Below are 16,902 nucleotides of genomic sequence, written 5' to 3'. Positions count from 1 at the left end.
AAACTAAATACATAATTTAACCAACAAGCTAACAAAAAATAGAGCCCATTCCCAAGGTTATGCATTAGCATACACTTCTCAGGAATGGGCTTTATTCGTTATTATATGAAATATTTTTTATCTCTAGCCTATTAAATTTTAAATCACCGCGATAACAAATTAGTTAAACACTCTTATTTTTATTATCTCGCTAATATAGTACGCACTGTATCCATGGAGCATTTTAGCAAAAAGTCACAATCTACCTTGCCACCTACATCAAAGCGATGTTCACTAAAGCGTTCAAAGCCATAGTGACTATAAAAGCGCTGCGCTTTCTCATTATGTTCCCATACACCAAGCCAGACCCAATCGCAGGAAGTCTTAGCCGCTAAAGAAAGGGCGTATTCAAATAAATACTTCCCCAGCCCCAAACCTTGGAATTGACGTAAAATATAAATTCGTTGCACTTCGAACGCATTGTCTAACTCTTGCTCTGTCTGTGCTTGACCTACATTGACTTTTAAAAAGCCTGCCAACACATCGTCCACAAAAACAAATACATGTTGAGATTCCTGATTCTGAAGTTCTGCCTTCAAAGTATCTAAGGAATAGGCTGTGTGAAAATAATCTTGTAACTCTTCCTCTGTATTATGATGACCAAAGGTTTCTCTAAAAGTCTCTATAGCTAAGTCTCTTAGAACTTGAATATCCTCCAACGCAATAGGTTTGACTGCAATCTTAGGCTTTTCGTTCGTACCTGTATATGTCATAAAATCCCCCTCTATACATTTAACTCTCTCTTACATACACATATCGAAAAAATAAGCATCTTATGTACATCTTCAAAGAATAGACGATGTTCACAACATGCCAATCACAAGTAACCGTGATAGTCTATATAAAATTCTTTTCTTATCATAGCATCACCCCTACTGCCTTGTAAAGCGTATATATAGGCCTTAATTATTAGTCTAGCCGCCAAATATTACTTCACTTATTAATATAAAAGATGTACTCAACCACTATTTTCGAGCAGATTTTGCCGCTAACGCTCATTCATTTACCTTGCACTTAGTGTATCACTGTGCTATAATCACGGTAGAAAATTCAGGGGAGCTTATTGCTGAGAGGAAGTTCATCTAACTTCGACCCTTATACCTGATGCGGATAATGCCGTCGTAGGAAGATGTTATATATTGTTCTAACACCTTTCAGAGGTACCGTACTAGGTATCTCTGTTTTTTTATGCCGTCTTAACAGACCAAATGGCGGGGGAGCGCCCGACATTTGTCATTACAGCGAAGGGAAGCCGTGTTCCGGCGTGAGAGGAGACCATTAAGTCTCGACCGCAAAGGTATTTGTAATGAACTCATCATTCAGTAATGTAAGAAAATTAACTATCACAAGTCTACTTGTAGCCGTAGCTGTTGTGGGTAGCACCGTTTCATTTCCTGTAGGCGCTAGTAAATGTGCACCAGTGCAACATATGGTGAATGTGCTCTGCGCTGTGCTGCTTTCTTCATATTATGGCGTCGGCGCAGCGTTCTCAGCGAGTCTACTGCGTAATCTCTTAGGTCTTGGCAGTGTACTCGCCTTTCCTGGTAGCATGTGGGGTGCCTTTTTAAGTGCCTATATCTACAAACGTACTCACAATATCTTCTACACACTCCTAGGAGAAGTATTCGGCACAGGAATTCTCGGTGGCCTCACAGCCTATCCCATAGCGGTTATATTCTTAGGACAATCAGCGGGACAAGCAGCCTTTTATGTGTATGTTATTCCTTTCTTAGTTTCTACCATAGGTGGCTCGCTATTGGCAGGAATGTTATTATACGCATTACGCACTTCAGGAGCCTTATCTCATATACAACAGAATCTCTAAGACCAGGTCATCAGTCCATACACCTATGTGTATAGCGAATTGAAGTCTACATGCACATAAGCCTATTCGCCAATACCTATGTGCCAATTACCTAAATGAACTGAGCAAGCCCTAGAGATAGCTGTTGGGGGAGTTATTATGAAAACAAACGAAACTAATTTACTATCTCATGGTCTTCTTTGGTTTGGTGCTGCCGTATCTATTGCAGAAATTTTTACAGGCACCTTATTTGCGCCGCTAGGCTTTGAACAAGGCCTATTAGCCATTATTTTAGGTCACATCATTGGCGGTTGCCTGTTCTTCTTGGCCGGTCTCATCGGCGCTAATACTAAACAAAGTGCAATGCAAACTGTGCGCATTGGTTTTGGCTCTCAAGGAGCGTCCTTTTTCGCCCTAGCCAATGTACTACAGCTCATAGGCTGGACTACGGTTATGATCATTACTGGCGCAGCCGCAGCAGATGCAATCATGCCTTTAGGGTCTGCCCTTTGGTCTATCATTATTGGTGCCTTAATCATCCTCTGGCTTTTAGTAGGCCCAAGCCAGCTAACTAAACTCAATTTAGTGGCTATGGCGCTTTTATTCTTACTTACCCTTTGGCTTAGTGCCTTAATCTTTAATCCTACAGCAGACTTAAGTAACCTGGCCCTGAATGAGCAAAGCCTCTCCTTCGGTGCGGCAGTCGAATTGGCTACGGTCATGCCCCTATCTTGGTTGCCCCTAGTGGCAGACTATACACGCACCGCCAAGCGCCCATTAGCAGCTACCGTGGTAAGCACCTTTACGTATTGTCTCATTAGTACCTGGATGTACCTCATCGGCCTAGGCACAGCGCTCTATACAGGGGAAGGAGATATTGCCCTCGTTATGCTCAAAGCAGGCCTTGGATTATGGCCTTTGCTCATTATAATTTTCTCTACAGTAACTACCACTTATTTAGATGCCTATTCAGCTGGTGTAAGTGCGACCAGTCTCATATCAAAGCTACCGGAAAAGCCTACAGCTATTGGCATCACTATACTGGGCATTATCCTAGCCATTTTCGTGCCTATGACTCAGTATGAAGAATTTTTATATATTATTGGTTCTATATTCACGCCCATGATTGCGATTCTATTTACCCAATACTTTCTCCTTAAGCAGGATGCATCTGGGCGTAAATTTAACTATACTAACCTGATTCTTTGGATCATCGGTTTTATCTTATATAGAAATTTATTAACTTGGGATACCCCTTTAGGATCCACAGTGCCTGTTATGATTTGTATTGCAGGCCTAACCTATATTGTAGGGCGCCTAACTTCAAAGTCCAAAGCATAAAATACAATATATTATAAAAAATAACTAATAAAGCAGGAATTACTTGTAATTCCTGCTTTATTTATTCCCTTTTTCAAGATTTTAACGTATACTTTATAAGGAATGCTAAAAAATTAATGCATTCAACCCTTAGCATAGTATTTATAATATTAATGGTATTAAACCTAAAAAAATTAAGCTTTCTTAGAAAGGATATATTATGGATAAAAAACAGACTAGTTTATTTTCTTGCTCCCTTATATGGTTTGGGGCTGCCCTCTCCATGGCTGAAATTTTTACAGGTACACTTTTTGCACCCCTAGGTTTTACTAAAGCATTTACAGCTATTATCTTAGGCCATATTATTGGTGGTTTTCTCTTATTTTTAGCTGGCGTAATTGGCGGTCAAACGCGACGTAGCGCTATGGAATCCGTTCGCATTGCCTTTGGCAAACGCGGTGCCTCCTTCTTTGCCGTAACGAATATTATGCAGCTCATCGGCTGGGCCACAGTCGTCCTCATTGCAGGATCTGCCGCAGCCCAAAGTATCTATCCTTTAGGCACCGCCCTATGGGCCAGTATTATGGGATGCATCATCATTCTTTGGCTTTTCGTAAGCCCCCAAACGCTAACTAAGCTCAATTCTGTAGCTATGTCCTTGCTCTTTTTATTAGCCCTCTGGCTTAGCTCCATCATTATTACACCTGCCAGTTCCTTAGCAAGCCCTATAGGCGCCAATTTCTTTAATGAAGATCTAAGTTTTGGGGCCGCTGTAGAACTTGCAGCCGCCATGCCTATTTCCTATTTAGCACTGATTTCAGACTATACACGCAAAGCGAAGCGCCCTGTGGCTGCCGCTGGCGTTAGCACCTTAACATATTGTACAGTAAGCGCCTGGATGTATACCTTGGGACTTAGCTGTGCGCTCTACACTGGTGAAAACGATATTGTAGCGGTTATGTCAAAAGCTGAAATTGGTCTCTTCCCCTTACTCATCATTATCTTCTCTACCGTTGCTACAACCTATTTAGATGCTTATTCTTCAGGTGTTAGCGTAGTTAGCCTTGTACCGAAAGCGCCAGAAAAAATCGTTTCCATCGGTGCCACTATCTTAAGTGTAGGCTTAGCCATTGTAATCCCTATGACAGAATATGAAGAGTTCCTATTCTTAATTGGCTCTGTATTTACACCTATGATTGCCATTTTATTTAGTCAGTATTTCTTGCTAAAACAAGATGTGTCTGAACAAGCCTTTAGTATCCGTAATTTAATACTATGGCTTATCGGTTTCGTGCTCTATCGCAGTGTACTTACTTTTGAAACTCCGATTGGCACTACCTTCCCCGTTATGATTTGCATTACTTTATTAAGCTATATAGTCGGTCGTATGGCGACTAAGATAGACTAGCAATGCAAATTATCTATATCGATTTATTTAAAAATAATTGTATACATCTCTTTCTCTCTATGCTATACTATCTATGAAAATCACGGGCCATAAGGGCCAAAGAAATTTTATAAAATTATGACAACATAATTGGAGGGACTTATTTATGAAAGATTTTTTAAAGGGCTTTAAAGAATTCGCCCTACGCGGTAATGTAATTGACTTAGCTGTCGGCGTTGTTATTGGTGCTGCTTTTGGCAAAATCGTTGCTTCCTTAGTAAGCGATATCATTATGCCACCAATTGGTATGGTATTAGGTGGTATCGACTTCACTGACTTCTTTATTAGCTTAAATGGCGAACAAGCTAATTCCTTAGCTGAAGCTAAAGCAGCTGGTATTCCTGTTATTGCCTATGGTAGCTTCTTGAATTCCTTAATTCAATTCTTAATCGTTGCCTTTGCTATCTACCTTGTAATCAAACAAGTGAATCGCCTATTTCCTAAAAAAGAAGAGCCTGCAGTAGATCCTCGTAAATGCCCATTCTGTAAACAAGAAGTGGCTGATGATGCAACTCGTTGCCCACATTGTACTTCTGTAATTGAACCAGAAACAAAAACAGCATAAATTAAATAAAAACATAAAAAGAAACGGTTGGAAATATTTCCAACCGTTTTTTGCTCTTATAAACAATGTAACTTATGCTTGCTCTAGCTAGTTAATAGCTTTATTACCAAAGATTTTTACGATTTAAAACAAGCCTGTGCGCTTGCCATAATGCTTGGAATCACCATTTTGCTTCCAACCTACCATATCGCCAATTGACATAACGCGGCGCGTCAAGCAATCTTTACATTTATCGGCATTATCATCCACGCAAGGTTTATTATCATAAAGCAAGTACTTAGCGCGATGCTCTGGCACTGTAATAATAGGCATCAAAATATTAGCCCCTGCTGCCAATCCTTTTTCACGTCCTAATTTATCTAACGCTTGCAAGGCTGTAGTGGCCGCAATATTTACATCCTTCAAGAATAATCGAGTGAGGGCAATCATTTTTAAGCCCAACTGAATGCGGCGATTTTTACCTTCTTCACTATCGATACCTAGAGCTAAGGCTTCTTGCCCTAATGGCGTATCATGATGCACTACATAAGGCCCCATGCCAATCATATCAATATCCATATCGCGATAAAATAAAATATCATTAACTAAATCATCTTCCGTTTGACCAGGTAAACCAATCATCACGCCCGTGCCAACTTGGAAGCCTACGCGACGCAATGCTTTTAAGCATTCTACGCGAGTTTTAAAGGAATGTAATTCATCATTAGGATGAATCTTGTGGAATAATTCCCCATTAGTCGTCTCAATACGAAGTAAATAACGGCTAGCCCCCGCTTCTACCATGCGGCGGTAGGACTCTTCGGTCTGCTCCCCAACGCACATAGTAATACCTAAGGAACCATCACCAATGGCTTTTATGTCGCGAATTAAATCCACCACATAATCTACGAACGCTGGATCATTACGCTCCCCTGATTGCAAAGTAATGGAACCATATTCATGATCATAGGCCCATTTAGCCATCATTAAAATATCTTCACGGCTCATATCAAAGCGCTCTGTTTTTGTATTATCACGGCGAATACCACAGTATTCACAATTCTTAATACAGCGATTAGAGAACTCAATTAGCCCACGATAATACGCAACCTTATCTACATATTTAGCCTTAACTTCATAGGCTTTCTTATAAATCGCCTGCAGCGTATCCTCATCAGTGACATGCATAAGCGTACGCAATTCTTCAACAGTGAGCCATTCATCGCCAACTAAATCTTTCTTTAAAATATCTTGTACTGTCATAGCTACCCTTGTGCCTTTACTCAATAATACTCTATAAAATAATGATTAAATAAGCCTCTATAAGGCAAAACCAAATAATTAATCACTATACATCTAATGTTTCCAATATATATTATTATATATCATAAAGGTCCTTTTTTCCTAGTAAAAAGCCTAAATTCACCTATAATTTGACATATTTAATAGAAAAAAGCTAGCCTAAACTCATAAATCCATGACTAAAAACAATTTGTTTTCTAGCCATGGATTGAGCCGGCTAGCTAAGTATTAATCTTCTAATGCACCAAGAAAATCTAAGGCATATAGTGCGTATAATTCAGCACCGATTTTTAAAGATTCTTCATCAATATTAAAATGTCCATTATGATGTGGCCAACAAGCGCCTTTAGCTTCATTTTCAGCCCCTACATAAGCAAAAGCACCTGGTACTTTAGTCATATAGGCGGCAAAATCTTCCCCGATGCAACGCTTAGGTTCGCTAAATACTTTATCTTCACCAAAGGCTTTACCAGCCAGTTTACGCACGCGAGCAGCTTCAGTCGGATTATTATCCACCACATCAGTGCCATATACATAAGTAAATTCTACAGAGCCTCCAAACATGTGAGCTGTATCCTCTGCAAAACGGCGAAGCTTAGTTTCCACTAATTCGCGGTCATGAGCTGTAAATGTGCGCACAGTACCTTCTAGTTTGGCTTCTCCAGAAATAACATTGAAACGCGTGCCAGACTCTAATTTACCTACCGTTACCACTGCCGTATCCAATGGATTAATATTACGAGATACGATTGTCTGTACATTTGCTACAAAGCTACCGGCCATTACAGTAGCATCTACAGCTGTTTCAGGCATAGCACCATGCCCACCCTTGCCAGTAAAGGTAGCATAGAACACATCGCATGCGGCCATACAAGGGCCGTCAATACAGGATACTAAGCCCGCTGGTAGAGGCGACCAAATATGTTCCCCAAAGATGCTATCCACGCCATCTAAAGCGCCTTGCTCCATCATCAATTTAGCGCCAGCAGCAGCTTCTTCTGCTGGTTGGAATATGATACGCACCGTACCATTAAATTGATCGCGCAAGGAATGCAACACTTTTACGGCTGTAAGCAACATGGCAATATGGCTATCATGACCACAGGCATGCATTTTGCCAGGCACTTTTGATTTATATGGTAAATTCTCCGTAATCTCTTCTACTGGTAGTGCATCCATATCGGCACGCAAAGCCACCGTCTTGCCTGGTCCTTTACCAGGAATATCAGCAATAATACCAGTTGGCTCCGTTAAACGATAGGAAATCCCCAATGCATCAAGCTCTTTGGCTAATACTTTAGTCGTCTCAAATTCTTCCAAGGATAATTCTGGATTTTCATGGAAATAACGACGATGAGCAATTAATTCTTGCTCTTTTTCTAAAATTAATTGTTTTACTTCACTTTGTTTCATGTAAAAGACTCCTAACTTTTTTCTCATCTCTGTAGAGCAATGACTCTACACTCATATCGGCACTAGCACATCCCCATACAATAAATTATCTTATTGTAACCAGTTAACCATAATCCCCGCTAATACTACAGATACAATGGTAACTGTAATAAAACCAGCCACTAACATAGGCGGTAACATATGCTGTGTTAATACAGCGCGCTCATCCTGATCATCAGTAAGGGATGTAATAACTTCCATGGTAATAACATAATCTGCTGGGAAACCATATAAAGCAGTTAAAGAAGTAGCAAAGGCTAATTCCTTAGACACACCCACTAAGCGACCAATAATGATGGAGAACACAAACATGCCAATAACCCCTATAACGATAATCACTACTAAAGGATATAAAAGGCTTAAAATCATGTCTGGTGTAGCTTCTTTTAATGTATCAAAAATAAATAACATCAAACCTAATAGACAAAAACCAAAGCCCCCAGCTGACTTCAAGCAATGCGTCTCCAAGAACCCTACTGATTTACCAATAATACCAAAGAGCAAACATAGAACAAAGGCATTTACTTTTAAACCGATAAGCGCAAAACCTGATGACGCAACAAAGGCTAAGGCAGCACAGAAAGCGAGGCGTAAAAATTTAAAATACGCTGTATTGTAAATATGTGGCGCCCGTTGGAACATGCGTGCTGGTTTCTCATCAGATACATTGGTAGGATCAACAGAGTCTGCATCTTTATTTATTTTTCCAGCCCGATACTCTTTAATGACGCGCAGTCCTTCTCGCTTAAGCATAACGGAAGTCAAAGGATATCCAGCAAAACCTTGTATTACATAAATCAACACGGCCAATACAGATAAACTAGTAAGACCTAGTTCCTTTGCCCCATTACTCATAATAATAGAGGACACAATGCCCCCTACCAATGGTGGTGTAGCTACGACAACTGTATTCCAATCGAGGAAATGAACGGCGATGAATAGTAAGAAGGCTGTAATACCAGCAATCCCACCAAGAGCAATAAGAATAATCTTCCACTGCTTCATCAACTCTTTAACCGATAAAAGCGTTCCCATATTAGTAATTAATAAGCCCATCAGCATCGTAGCTGTAGCCGCTGGAATCCCTGCCTTAGCAATAGCGTCCTTAGGTAAGAAAGTCCAATAAGCTAATAAAAATAATACGGCTGTAATAAATACGGAAGGAATCCACGCTTTAGTGCGAATCGATATAACTTCCCCAATAAATAGCATAAGAACTAAAATAGTTAATAAACCCATCTGTGATGAGATAAACATCTCCATATGAAAAACCCCTTTTCTCTCTCAATAACATAGCTCTCAACAATTCTCTCTCCTGTGGTTTTCCCACCAAATTAAACCACGTAATACAACAGTCAAACAAGTATCGACTTAGCCTTCCCAAATGGGACAGTACTATATAAAAGCACTCAAAGCTGATATTTCCAGCTAAGACTTCACAAAATTGGCACTACCAACTAACACATATTCAAAGCTAGTACTATCAATACAAAGTTAAAGATGCCATATATAGCATAAACACTATGTCCTTATAGAATGTACAACTGTTTGTATTTTTATTATAGTAGCATATAGCACCCTTTAGGTCAATATTTATTCATATAGAATAAATTGATAGGATTCAGCAGAAAAACAAAAAAGAGTCGCCCACGCGACTCTTTTTTACCTATTTTCACCGATTTTATCAATCTATATTTTATTTATTAGTATATATTGTTTTCTCTCAGGCCTGACGTTTATATACAATCGTACAAGCTTCAGTTATAGAGCTAGGAATTTCACCCTCTAAATGAAACTCATCAATCTCTTGAGGTAACTGTTTCCAGCTTTCAGCTTGACTACTTAGCATATAATGAGCTAAACGACCACGCATTTGCTTAGACGAGGTGCTCAATTGCTTCCATACATCATTTTTATGTTCCAAAAATTCCACTGTCACCATCCGCGGATGATCAATGAGCTTGGAATACTCTTTTGATGCTAAATTAAGTAGCCAATCTTCACTCGCTAAAGCCTCATTAACACGCTCACGCCATAAGTCATACAAAGATGTATCATAGCCCTTATAAATAGAATCTACAAAATCTAAGCGATAATCAGCAATAGGGCTCATAGGATGAACTAAACCATAAAGAGCAGAAAGAATACAGAGATGTGCTTCCCCAAAGAGTTTAGCATCATCATTTAATCCAGCCCAATCAAGATTTTTAAATGCCAAACCAGAATAAGACTGCACTGCAGCCCCCACAGGCTGAGTGGCAAAGGATTGATAAAAGGAGTACCATTCAGCGCCTTTGTCTCCCTTTAATTTAAGAGCTTTGGCAAAGGTTGCTTCATCGAGACTTTGAATGTGCTCCACAATAGCCGCAGTCGTAGGCTCATGGAAAACAGCCTCACTAGGACTGCCATATAACACCTTAGTCTTACTAGGTGACAAAAGGATTTTCATATAATAACTCCTAAATCTATTAACGGCACAATCTATTAATGCCTAAATCCATTAATATCTAAATCTATTAATGCCCAAATTTTATTAATTCTAAATTGATTTGACTATTTACTATACTTGGTGCACACTTTTCTGTACAACTTTGAACGCCTATACCCAACTGCAAAACTTCTGCTCTAACTATAGAACTTATGCTACAGCTAGTAAATATAAATTCATAGCCGTTACAATAATGCCAATAACCCACAACATAACAGCGGTAGAAGGGCGATTTTTATAAATCCCCATAACCTTCTCCGAGCCAGTTAAATATAATTGCAAGAATATAGTAAATGGCAATTGCAGGCTCAAAAACATTTGTGAAATCAACAATGCCTGGAAGGAGTCTTCTACGAATAAAATCATAACAACGGCTGGAATATATGTTAACGCCAAGCCAATTTGACTATGCATGTCCTTCATATCATAAGATTCACCAAACATGCCCGCAAATATACTAGCCCCAGCCATACCAGCCGTAGCGGACGATGCAAAGCCAGCAAATAGCAAGGCCAAGGCAAATAATAAGCCTGCTGAAGGGCCAATCAGTGGTACTAGAAGCTCTTTTGCTTGCTCCAACTCTTCCACCATAATGCCTTCGTTAAAGAAAGTTGCCGCAGCCAAAATAATCATAGCCGAGTTAATCGCCCAGCCAATCCCCATGGAGAATATAGTGTCCAAAAATTCATAGCGTAGGCGTTTTTTCATTACCGCCGGATCTTGCTTATTAAACTCACGACTTTGAATAATCTCCGAATGAAGGAATAGATTATGAGGCATAATAACCGCCCCTAAAATACTGAGTACGACTAACATGGACTCATTTGGCAAAGTCGGATTCACCCAACCAAGGCCTGCTTCAGCCCAGTTTACATCCACCATAGACAATTCTAATAAATACGCCAATGCAATTAACGAAACAAACCCGGCAATTACTTTTTCTAATTTATTGTAAGAATTAGTCAATAACATAATAGTACAGATAATAGCAGTTAGAACAGAGCCTATAAATAAAGGAATGCCAAATAGCATCTTTAATGCAATAGCAGCTCCTATAAACTCTGCTAGGGCAGTGGCTGCCGCCGCTAAGCCTGCTGTACTCAATAAAATACTAGACAACCAACGAGGCAACGCATCGTAAGCACATTCCGAGAGGCATCGCCCTGTTACAATACCAAGATGCGCCACATTGTGCTGTAATAAAATCAACATAATGGTAGATAATGTTACTACCCACAACAAATCATAGCCAAACATGGCCCCTGCAGCGAGATTCGCCGCCCAGTTACCAGGGTCAATAAACCCTACGGTAACAATAATCCCTGGACCAATATACCGAAACACCTCCGACACTTGTCGACTATTTTGGTGTACTGTATCCAGTTTATTTTTCAAACGTGTAAGCCACATTCCCTTCACCATTCCCATCTTTAGAGCCCTACATTCCCCTTTACAATTTACACAACCTTGTGTAAGCTCCTATTTATTTCTGTAGGGTTTTAAAAATTATTGGCCACTAGTGGAAGTTTGCACATCTGTCTTAACGGATTCAGTAGCATCTGCATTAGACGCTGTAATGAAAGCCATTCAAACTTTACTGTTTCTCATTACTAGATAGATTGTGTTCCCTTCTCATTAGCTGGCTCTCCAGTTTCATCATCTGTCGTCATTCTAGCGGCTTGAATTGCTGCCTCAACTTTTTGACGTTCTATTTCTTTAGCTGTTTTACCATCTTGCTTAGGCGTTTCAGCTTGTTGTTCTACTGCTTTAGCTGATTTAGGATCCTGCTTAGCTTCAGCAGCTTGTTGCTCTGACTCTTTAGCCGCCTTAGCATCCTTCTTAGCGGCTTCTTTTTGTGCTTTAGCAATCGCTTCAGCATCTTCTTTATCACGCTGCTCTTTTATTTTCTTAAATTTTTCACGTGATTTAGCGGCTTCTTCATCTGCCTTTTTAATCTCTAGGCGGCCCACTTTATCGTATAAAGCATCTGGCGCTGCTGTGCCATTAGAAGAGAATACGACGCCAACACGTGTTCTATAATCAGAGCCATCGCGATTAGATGTGCGAACACGTACGTCACCTCCAACGGCGACACGGCGATCATCAATGGTGAAATTTTCAATTTTCTTAGCAATTTCTTCTTCAGACAATGCCTTTCCATCTTCTTTAGAATGCCCTTTTTCGCGAATCTCTTGGTCTCGATTATAAGCCATCAATTCGTCACGCCACTCACTATATAGACGAATTGCTAAATTCTTATCGGTCTCATTCATAGACTCTCTTTTTTCTACCACATGCGCTACTAATGGAGTTAATTCATACTTCGTATAAGTATGTCCATTTAAACTAATACCCTTAGTGTCTTCAATAGCACCATGCTTAACTAAAGTTTGTAATGCCTGATAAGACCAATCTTTAGGTGTTACGTCGGCCCAAATATCTCCAGCCGCTTGTGTAGTCATAAACGATGCGGCACAAAAACAAGTAGCAATTAATAAACGTGAGAATTTCATACATAACCTCCTCAATTAAAGCATTTTAGTTGCTTATGTATAACAAATTTATTATAACATGAATGTTTATATTTTTCTATCATTGAAATTCATTATCAATTAAAACATCCTTTCATAAAAAAACTATGGTCCCCTATACTCTTCTATTAAATCATATGAGTATAAAAACTACATTAAGAACCACAGTTTTTTCATTAGTATTTAATTTTCAAAAAAAGGAGCTACAACGATATAGGTAGTAGTCCTAAATCATTGCAGCTCCTCATAAAGCTATGCAGTACAAATTACTACGTTTCGGGCCATTAGGTAAGCGAAATAAATATTAAGCGCCGATAAAACGTGTTAATTCTTTTGTGCTAGTCATATGACGTTTATTCAATCCAAGTTCGTCTGGGCTAATGCCTAAAGCAAGGCCAATTAATTGGCTCATATGAATAATAGGCATATCTTTGTCGCTAGGCACATATTGTTTAGCTTCTTTTTGGAACATATCTAATTGCATTTGGCAAAGTGGGCAAGGTGTTACTACGCAATCTGCCCCTTCTTTAGCTGCATCAGCATTGATAGTACCGGTCATTTTCATAACGGAGTCATGAGCTGGATATACAGCATGGAAACCACAGCAATCAAGCTTGCGAGAGAAGTCGATTGGAGTCGCACCAATAGCTTTAATTACATCAGCAAGGCTAGTTGGAATTTGGAAATCTTCAAAGCCGAGCTCTTCAGCAGGGCGAAGTAAATGACAACCATAGTATTCAGCTACGCGAAGGCCATGAAGAGGTTTAACAACTTTAGCTTTTAAGTTGTTCAAACCATAATCGCGAATCAATACCCATAAGAAATGAGTTACTTCGCTAGTGCCTTTGTAGCGCAAACCAGCTTGACCTAAAATATTGTTAACACGTGCGCGTTGCACTTCGTCTTGATCAAGTTCATTTTTAGCTTCGCGGAGCATTAAAGTACAAGTGTTACATACAGTCATTAACTGCACACCTTGTGCTTCAGCTAATGCAATATTACGAGCATTGGTAGATAATATTACGAGCGGATCGATGTCTTGTACATGAGATGCACCGCAGCATGTCCAACCTTCTAATTCTTCAATTTGAATGCCTAACTTTTTAGCAACCGCAACAGTGGCTATAAAATCTTCTTTGGCTGCACCTTCAAGTACGCAACCAGGGAAAAATGCGTATTTCATTATCGTTCTGCCTCCTCTGCTGCCTTAATAATGGTGCGAACATCCTTAATACCATCGACTGGTTTGTGAGGGATTAGAATATCCATTGGATTGATTTTGCCATGAGCAAATAAACGCATTGCGTAGAAAGCTTGTTTTGCAGAATCCACTACACCATCTGTTTTTAAACTCATTGTTACTTCATTCAAGCGACCAGTTTTTTCAAGATCTTGTTTGAACGCAATGGCATGGCGAGTCCCTTTATTAACAAGACCAGCGCGAGTTGCTACAGCACGAAGTTCAGAAATATCCTTCGCTGGTTTTAAATGTTTAGGACAACGAGAAATACAGTTCATGCAGTGAACGCATTTCCAAAGGCCATTTTCAAATGCAGGATTCACATGCGCCATAGGTGCTGCATCGCGGGAATCTTCAACGAAGCGATTCGCTTTAGTATACACATATGGATCAAGGAAGTCTTCGCGATTAGCAGATAATTTATTACATTCAGAAGCACAGCAACCGCAGAGGATACATTCTGTGTTCATAACGAATTTTTTGAAATCAGCTGGAGTTTGACGAGCACCACTTTCACGGTTGAATTCAGGTTTCATGAAAATCCAAGGTGCCACAGATTTAAGGCGATTTACTTTAGATTCCCAGTCAACAGCAAGGTCGCGGATAACATCAAAATTGCCAATTGGCGCAATTTCAATTGTATCGCTACCAAAACGTTCTGTAATATCGTCAATTTTGCTTTCACAACCAAGCATAGCTTGACCATTAACTTTAATGGAGCAAGCACCACATACAGCACTACGGCAAGCAGCGATGAAAGTCAAAGTTGGATCAATAGTATCTTTTATTTTTTGAAGGCCCCAAAGAATTGTACGATCTGGTTCATAATCAAAGGAATAGGTCTGTACATAGGAGCGACCTTCGTTATAACGATGGATTTTATAAGTAATCTGTCTCATCTTAGTACGTCCTTTCTTTTGGTTCGTAGCGGGTAATTACAACTTCACTTTGACCCACTTCGTATTCTCCGTCTTCTTTTAAAGTTACAAGAGTGTGATTTAAGAAGTTAGCATCATCACGTTTTGTATAGTCTTCACGAAGATGGCTACCACGGCTTTCTTTACGACGAATAGCACCAAGCGCTACCGCTTTAGCTACTGTCAATAAACTACCTACTTCAAGATAGTTTACGAAGGCCATATTGAACGTACGGCTAGTATCACCAACATAGCAAGTTTTGTATTCTTCAATCAAGCGATTCAAGGTTTCAAGAGCTACTTCCATTTTAGCTTCTTCGCGGAAAATACCTACATTATTCCACATGGAAAGAGCCATTTCATCGCGGATTTCAGCAATTGGACGACCAGTTTTGCGACCAGTTACTTCTGAGAAGCGAGCTTCCCAGCTTGCGGCAGCTTCATCAAGAGCTTTTTGAGCATCTTTAGCGCTGTTATTTTGAACATAGTCAACAGCACCTTCACCAGCGATTTTACCGAATACCACAGCGTCTGCAAGGGAGTTACCACCAAGGCGGTTAGCACCATGCACAGATACACAAGCTGCTTCACCAGCTGCAAATAAACCTGGTACTACAGTACCACAAGTTTTATAGTCAGTTACATCAATACCGCCCATGGAATAGTGACAAGTTGGACGAATTGGAATTGGTTCTTTTAATGGATCCGCATGCTCGAATGTAATCGCCAAGTCGCGGATACCATGAAGTTTTTCAAGAATTGTTTCTTTAGATAAATGACGAACATCAGCTACTACATATGCGTCAAGACCAGTACCGAAGCCACGGCCTTCAGCGATTTCCGTTTCAATAGCTTTTGCTACTACGTCACGAGGAGCAAGTTCCATTTTGCTAGGTGCATAGTTTTTCATAAAACGTTCGCCTTTATTGTTAAGAAGGTAACCACCTTCACCACGAACCGCTTCAGACATAAGAATACCGCTCTTACCAAGACCAGTTGGATGGAATTGTACCATTTCAGGGTCTTTTAAGGCACAACCTGCACGGAAGCTAGCAGCCATACCATCACCAGTGGAAAGATATGGATTTGATGTACGAGTCCAGTACATACGACCAGCCCCACCAGTAGCAATAACTACTGCAGTAGCTGCGATTTTTTCTACACGGCCTTCTTTCATGTTCCACGCTACAACGCCGCCTACAGAACCATCATCAGCTTTTACAATGTCTAATAAGTACCAATCTTGAAGGAAGTATACATTTTCTTTCAAGCATTGTTCGTATAAAGTATGCAAAATTACATGGCCTGTTTTGTCAGCACTGTAACAAGTACGTGGATACGCTTGGCCGCCGAAATTACGTTGTGCAATTTTACCTTCTTCAGTACGAGAGAAAGGTACGCCAAAGTAATCGAGTTCACGAATACATTCAGGGCAACGGCTGATGAAGAATTCAACAGCATCTTGGTCAGCTAAATAGTCACTACCTTTGATGGTATCGAAGATATGATCTTCAACAGTATCATCTTTAGCTACGTTTTTAAGTGCCCCATTAATACCGCCCTGTGCCATAGCTGTAGCCGAACGACTTGGGAAAATCTTTGTAATAAGAGCGACACGTAAGCCTTCTTGTTGAGCTGCATAAAGAGCTGCACGTTGGCCAGCTCCGCCACTGCCTATTACTAGAACATCAAATTGTTCCATACTTACCTCCTAAAAATTGTACCTACTACCTACAGTCTTATTATTGATGCCTATACCTACAAGCACCAAGTCCATAGTTGTTACAGTAATTATAACGTTTTTATAAGGTTTTTGTC

At 40.0% G+C, this 16,902-nt stretch carries 14 protein-coding genes and 1 riboswitch; of the genes, 4 read left to right on the top strand and 10 right to left on the bottom strand.

From position 1 onward, the window contains the following. Positions 1 to 182: 182 nt before the first annotated feature. A complete protein-coding gene (locus QZR90_RS01700; RefSeq protein ID WP_295788079.1) occupies positions 183 to 752 on the bottom strand; it encodes an N-acetyltransferase in 570 nt (189 codons plus the stop codon). 329 nt (positions 753 to 1,081) lie between these two features. Then, positions 1,082 to 1,184, top strand: a riboswitch (TPP riboswitch). A gap of 161 nt (positions 1,185 to 1,345) precedes the next feature. On the opposite strand from QZR90_RS01700, the gene thiW reads away from it, so the two are divergent. From thiW to mscL, 4 genes are all read left to right on the top strand, one after another. Further along, entirely contained in the window at positions 1,346 to 1,864 is a 519-nt protein-coding gene (thiW, locus tag QZR90_RS01695; RefSeq protein WP_295788077.1) for an energy coupling factor transporter S component ThiW, read from the top strand. Positions 1,865 to 2,002: 138 nt separating this feature from the next. After that, positions 2,003 to 3,184 carry a putative hydroxymethylpyrimidine transporter CytX gene (cytX, locus tag QZR90_RS01690; RefSeq protein WP_295788075.1) on the top strand — a complete coding sequence of 394 codons (1,182 nt, stop codon included), beginning with the start codon at positions 2,003 to 2,005 and terminating at the stop codon, positions 3,182 to 3,184. A 199-nt stretch (positions 3,185 to 3,383) separates the two neighbouring features. Then, positions 3,384 to 4,571 carry a putative hydroxymethylpyrimidine transporter CytX gene (gene cytX / locus QZR90_RS01685; RefSeq protein WP_295788073.1) on the top strand — a complete coding sequence of 396 codons (1,188 nt, stop codon included), beginning with the start codon at positions 3,384 to 3,386 and terminating at the stop codon, positions 4,569 to 4,571. A 145-nt stretch (positions 4,572 to 4,716) separates the two neighbouring features. Continuing rightward, positions 4,717 to 5,175: a large conductance mechanosensitive channel protein MscL gene (gene mscL, locus QZR90_RS01680; RefSeq protein ID WP_295788071.1), complete on the top strand. Its 459-nt coding sequence runs from the start codon at positions 4,717 to 4,719 to the stop codon at positions 5,173 to 5,175. A 123-nt stretch (positions 5,176 to 5,298) separates the two neighbouring features. On the opposite strand, the gene hydE is transcribed toward mscL, so the two are convergent. From hydE to QZR90_RS01635, 9 genes are all read right to left on the bottom strand, one after another. Beyond that, a complete protein-coding gene (gene hydE, locus QZR90_RS01675; RefSeq protein WP_295788068.1) occupies positions 5,299 to 6,417 on the bottom strand; it encodes a [FeFe] hydrogenase H-cluster radical SAM maturase HydE in 1,119 nt (372 codons plus the stop codon). 267 nt (positions 6,418 to 6,684) lie between these two features. Beyond that, positions 6,685 to 7,869: an amidohydrolase gene (locus QZR90_RS01670; protein WP_295788066.1), complete on the bottom strand. Its 1,185-nt coding sequence runs from the start codon at positions 7,867 to 7,869 to the stop codon at positions 6,685 to 6,687. A gap of 90 nt (positions 7,870 to 7,959) precedes the next feature. After that, positions 7,960 to 9,171, bottom strand: coding sequence for a hypothetical protein (locus QZR90_RS01665; protein WP_295788063.1), 1,212 nt, complete (start codon positions 9,169 to 9,171; stop codon positions 7,960 to 7,962). 460 nt (positions 9,172 to 9,631) lie between these two features. Continuing rightward, the gene (locus tag QZR90_RS01660) at positions 9,632 to 10,357 is read right to left on the bottom strand and encodes a YaaA family protein (protein ID WP_295788062.1); all 726 of its coding nucleotides are present in this window, start codon (positions 10,355 to 10,357) and stop codon (positions 9,632 to 9,634) included. Positions 10,358 to 10,546: 189 nt separating this feature from the next. After that, positions 10,547 to 11,806 (bottom strand): Nramp family divalent metal transporter, encoded by a 1,260-nt coding sequence (locus QZR90_RS01655; protein ID WP_295788060.1) that lies wholly within the window; start codon positions 11,804 to 11,806, stop codon positions 10,547 to 10,549. 200 nt (positions 11,807 to 12,006) lie between these two features. Then, entirely contained in the window at positions 12,007 to 12,909 is a 903-nt protein-coding gene (locus tag QZR90_RS01650) for a hypothetical protein (protein ID WP_295788057.1), read from the bottom strand. Positions 12,910 to 13,231: 322 nt separating this feature from the next. Next, positions 13,232 to 14,110 (bottom strand): CoB--CoM heterodisulfide reductase iron-sulfur subunit B family protein, encoded by an 879-nt coding sequence (locus tag QZR90_RS01645; RefSeq protein ID WP_295788053.1) that lies wholly within the window; start codon positions 14,108 to 14,110, stop codon positions 13,232 to 13,234. Continuing rightward, positions 14,110 to 15,066 (bottom strand): succinate dehydrogenase/fumarate reductase iron-sulfur subunit, encoded by a 957-nt coding sequence (locus QZR90_RS01640; protein WP_295788050.1) that lies wholly within the window; start codon positions 15,064 to 15,066, stop codon positions 14,110 to 14,112. The genes QZR90_RS01645 and QZR90_RS01640 overlap by 1 nt, the downstream gene beginning before the upstream one ends. A 1-nt stretch (position 15,067) precedes the next feature. Further along, positions 15,068 to 16,786 (bottom strand): FAD-binding protein, encoded by a 1,719-nt coding sequence (locus tag QZR90_RS01635; protein ID WP_295788048.1) that lies wholly within the window; start codon positions 16,784 to 16,786, stop codon positions 15,068 to 15,070. Positions 16,787 to 16,902: the final 116 nt, after the last annotated feature.

Source organism: uncultured Veillonella sp. (assembly GCF_900545795.1).
Lineage (GTDB): Bacteria > Bacillota > Negativicutes > Veillonellales > Veillonellaceae > Veillonella_A.
This window is presented reverse-complemented; position numbering and strand designations above follow the sequence as displayed.